Genomic DNA, 4,729 nt, shown 5'->3' with positions numbered 1-4,729 from the left:
ATGAGCGGGCCTGCGGTCGACGAAGTCCGGACATTCAGCCCGTTACCGCTGAAGTCCGCAGGCTGTGCGGGTGCCTCCGGTACCTTGAAGGTCATCTTCCTGCTCTTTCTGTTCCTGTGGGCTGTGGAGAGTGTATCCGCGGGTACCGGGCGCCTTCCGGCCGAGTTCGGGGCGGATGTGTCCATTGAGTCGAAGGCAATCCTCCGCTCGCATGGGCTGGACGCGCGGGAGTCGTTCATCGACGAGGATGGTGGCTTGAGATCGCGGGGCGGAGCGGGGATGGGTGAAGAGGAGGATCGTTATCTTTTTACATCATTTACCGACAACTCCTTTTCTCTGTGGATGTATAACGGCCGGGACATCCCCGATCAAGCGTTTCTTGATTTGATTGCGATGTGTCTTGAGTTTCGCGGAGAGCGAGAGGCCGTCGATGGGTGCCGGATCGTAGTCTACCAGGAGAACCACGTGGAATGGAGAAGGTCGCGATTCCTGGGTCTTTTTCCTTCCAGCTTTGACCCCATCCTGGAATTTGAGACCACCCCGGGGCAATGAGTGCAAGCGATGAAACCTGCCGAGGGGCCGCCACTTCGGGACGCATATCTCTGCTCGGTGTCAGGTTCGGGCTGGCTGGTTGGTTGGTGGTGCTTCCTTTCCAGCCGGATACGCCGCCTTCCCCAACCATGAGAAAGCGTAGGGTGTAGCGGACATGGACGGGTCTGATGCGCAGGCCGTCCACGACATCGACGGCGATGGCCATATCGACCCGGGCGACGAGGCCCGGGATGGCCTGCGCGTCTCCCGTGCTCGGCTGGCCGGTAATGGTTATGTTTTCGGGTGTTTAAAACGATTTGGTGCGAAAGGATGGGCGATGGCAAAGGGTGATCCTGCGGATTTCGGTCCGGAGTCGTATGCAGAGCTGAGAGGCCGAAAGTTTGAGCGCCGAAAAAATCATGAGATCCTTGTGGTGTTTGGTGTTTATTTCGGTTTTAGTCTTTTTCTGGTGTACGTTGTTCCGCAGAACATATTGTCCCACTTTCCGTTTTTCCGAGGCGTGGTTGATGGTGTCGGAGGGCTGGTTCCCGGAGTGGAACGATTCCGGCAATCGTCAGCGTTCCCCGAGGTGGCCCAGCTGGTTTATTCTCTGCAGATTGCCTTGATTCCGATGATTGTTGTGTGGGGTGTTTTGTCTCTGAGGATCAGTCTTAAAGAGATCACCACAAAACGAGAGCTCTTTCGGGCCCTGGGGGCTCTTTTATTTTATGGTCTGGTGGGGTTTTCGCTCGTCTTTCTGGCGTATCCAGCTTCGCCGGGCCTCGGTGGCATGTTTGGTCAGATGTCCGATAGTGCCTATGCCTCGAAATTCTGGTTTGCGTTTCACGGTTCCTGGCTGATGTTTGCGGCTTCGATGTGCTTTATTCTTTTTCTTGTTCTTGCGAAAGATTTTGTTTTTTGGCTGGCGGGTGTCTGGTTTGGGTGATTTTTCGCGGTCTGTGACTCGCTTGCCTGAGGGGCGCTGGAAAAGTTCAACCTCGCGGAGCCCCGTGCCACCCTTATGCCGGCCCTCGACGGTAACGAGCACCGCCAGATTGGGGGGTCGAATGGACCGGCGTGCCCGGTGCGCCCCACCGCCAACGAGACGAGTGCCGACAAAGACCTTGACAGGGTGGCCTGAAGCCGGGGCCTTTTAAGATCATCACTTATGGAAAGGGGCATGCCATGACTTCCCCACGGATCGGCGCTCTCTCCGCAGTACCGCTTCGGTTTATGTCGCATTGCGCCCCGATATCGTCGGCCCGTTACCCCGCCAGGCGCATCGGTGTATCGCTGGACTGGCTTGTGTTGCGTTGTCACCCGGCCGTACATATGCCCTGGCTGGCGATTTCCTCCCAAAGCCCGGGGATCCCGTGATGGCGTTCCTGATTCTGTATGTGATCGTGATCCTGATGGCCGTCGGGATCGTTTCGGGCCCCCGCCGGGCGTCGTTTCGGACTCGAGTGATTTACGCGGGCCTGGTGTTGGCAGTGCCCCCGGTGCTGACGGGGGTGGGGGTCGTGACCGCTGGCGCGGGCGTCATCAATCCACCCAGCCCCGTGCTGATACTCCTTGGCTATATCATCGCGCCACTGCTTGCCACCTGGCACTTTGTATCCAGGCACCCGTCTACGCCTGACGGTAAGCAAGATATGAAGAGTTTCCGGCTCTCGAAGGGGGCGCCCCCGGAGGAGAGCCCTCAGGACATCGCACATGATGAACAGGTGGGTGGGAAGGACCTGGAGGCCACGATGGTCCTTGGGGGTTATTTCGCGCTGGTCCTGAGTGCGTCCTATCTGCTACCCGGGAATGTACTGAGCTCGATGCCATCTGTTCGGGCTTTCGTTGGCTTTATGGAGGTGCACTTTTCCGGGGTGGAGAGGTTTGGTCTCTGGTCCACGTTTCCGGAGGTCGCACAGCTGATTCACTCGGTCCAGTTGCTCCTTGTTCCGGCGTTTGTGGTATGGACAGTGGTGTCACTACGGATGCGCCTGAGGAAAGTCCCGGGGGCTGTCTGGAAAGGCCTGTTAACCATTCCGCTCTTTGGGTTGGCGGCTTTCCTGCTTCTCTCCGGCATCTATCCCTCGGGACCGGAGATTTCCGGGTTGTCTGGTCGCGTTTCCAGACTGTCGTACACGTCAGAGTTCTGGTTCTCCGTCTGGAGTGTCGTGATTACCTATGCTACTGCGGCATCGATTTCTTTCGTATACGTGGCTATCCGGGATTTGTTTTTCTGGGCGGTCTACAGTTTGTCGGGCTCGTCTTAGGTCGCTTTTTAGCGGATGAGGTCTCTCCGTGTTTCGTGATCTGTTTAGATATTGATCGAGTCGTGCGTTTCGTTGTTGGTTTATTAAAGGAGTAATTTTCATGGAAGAGAAAAAGAATGCTCAGGGGTTTATTGGGGAGGTCGATGATTACATGAAGTCATTGGACTCGGCATCCATGGCCGGATTTTCGGCATTCTTGTCTGAAGCGTCGGAGTCGACACTCAGTGAGTCAGAGCGCCTGTCGAAACTGGCAGATTACTATGAAGGGGAATATCGCCGGATTTCGGATGAATCCCGTGCTTTGGCTCAGAGGGCTGATGCGATGGGTGATATGCAGCGAGCTGCTGTCTGGTATTCCGCAAGTGACCAGGCGCGGGAGTGGGCTGATCAGCGGGCTTATAAATCCGACGAAGCGTGGATGAGAAGCACGCATCTTGAAATTAGTGGGCGAGTGAGTGGTGTGCTGGGCCCGGCCGGTAATGTAATCGATGCTGGGCAAGTGATTAGTGCGGTTGCGCAGGCGGATTGGGAAGAAGCCTCAAAGAACACAAGTTCGGTGCTTCTGAGCTTGGCAGGGGCAAAAGCTGCGGTCTTGGTGGGGACGGCTCTGGGCGCGCCAGTTATTGGAACAGCGTTGGGGGCCGCTACGCTTGCATACGCGGGCGCGTGGTTGGGAGACAAATATGGGGGGGCAGTGTATGAAGATCTGCGAACCTCAGCGACGGACGTTCTAGAGGAGCTGGGAGGGCCGGCCGGGGTTTTGGATTCCGCCTGGGACTTCTGGGTCGGTGACCTGATTGGCGATGTGCGCGACTTCTTCAACCGCGGCGAGTCCCACGCCTCCCCGATCATCCTGGACCTGGACGGCAACGGCATCTCCACGGTCGGTCTGGAGGCCGGCGTACAGTTCGACCACAACGGCGACGGGTTTGCGCAGGCCACCGGCTGGGTGGGGCCCGCGGATGCGTTGCTGGCGATGGACCTGACCGGGAACGAGGAGATCGAGACCGGGAGCGAGCTGTTTGGCAACGCCAGCGAGATCGAGGAAGGCGTGACCGCCATGAACGGCTTCGAGGCGCTGGCGATCCACGACACCAACGGCAACGGACGCATCGACCCGGGCGACGAGGCCTGGGACGACCTGCGCCTGTGGCAGGACGCCAACGGCAACGGCGAGGTCGACGACGGTGAACTGCTGACCCTGGATGAAGTCGGCATCGGCTCCATCGATCTGGGCTACTCGGACTCCAGCTACGTGGACGAGCACGGCAACGAGCACCGCCAGATCGGGCGGTTCGAATGGGCCGACGGCCGCGAGGGCGAGGCCACGGACGTGTGGTTCATCCAGGACACCGCCCACACCGAGGCGCGCGAGCGCCTGGACGTACCGGAAGACATCGCCACCCTGCCCGACCTGAAGGGCTACGGTGAGGTGCATGATCTGAACCGGGCCCGTAACCGGCGTGCCGCGCGGCCGGGCAGCTCGGAGTCCCGGCGCCGCCGCGGACCTGGCAGGCGGCCAGTGGGGCAAGAACACCATCACACTCGCCTCATTGACAACGCGGCCTGATGGCGGCGATTCTTTAACCCGCAATCACGGCAGGGAAATGCCATGACCTCCATCACGGAACGATCGGATGCCCTTCGGGCGTCTGCACTTCATGCCTCCGACTCCTTGTTCTCGTCACGCGGGGTGGCGGGATCGGGTCCCGCACCAACCGTATTAGCACCTCTCGCGTTTTACCGTCGCTGCTGCTCTGATCCGTGGCCGATGGCCGGACGCGGATTCGGTGCCCGTCGATTCCGCGACGGAGCGGTCCCGGCATGATCTACGGTTATCTGATCCTTATTGGCGTTATGGCCGTCATCCTTCTCGCGCCGGCCGTGATCATTGCGTTTTCCCGCCAGGTTCGAAGATGGAGAAAGTTCAA

At 59.0% G+C, this 4,729-nt stretch carries 3 protein-coding genes and 1 pseudogene; all 4 read left to right on the top strand.

Annotated elements, in window-relative coordinates:
• The coding region (locus tag F787_RS17055; RefSeq protein WP_028492566.1) for a hypothetical protein at nucleotides 1-552 on the top strand (552 nt) is incomplete at its 5' end.
• 154 nt (nucleotides 553-706) lie between these two features.
• A complete protein-coding gene (locus F787_RS0113855) occupies nucleotides 707-1,477 on the top strand; it encodes a hypothetical protein (protein ID WP_155989628.1) in 771 nt (256 codons plus the stop codon).
• Between the two features lie 430 nt (nucleotides 1,478-1,907).
• Complete coding sequence (locus F787_RS0113850) at nucleotides 1,908-2,798, top strand: hypothetical protein (protein ID WP_028492564.1); 891 nt, start codon at nucleotides 1,908-1,910, stop codon at nucleotides 2,796-2,798.
• A 739-nt stretch (nucleotides 2,799-3,537) separates the two neighbouring features.
• Nucleotides 3,538-4,251 (top strand): annotated as a pseudogene (locus F787_RS15835) (calcium-binding protein); the annotation flags it as partial.
• Nucleotides 4,252-4,729 lie beyond the last annotated feature (478 nt).

The organism is Thioalkalivibrio sp. ALE19 (assembly GCF_000428605.1).
GTDB lineage: Bacteria > Pseudomonadota > Gammaproteobacteria > Ectothiorhodospirales > Ectothiorhodospiraceae > Thioalkalivibrio.
Note: the sequence above shows the minus strand (reverse complement) of the source record. Positions and strands in the feature narration are given on the sequence as shown.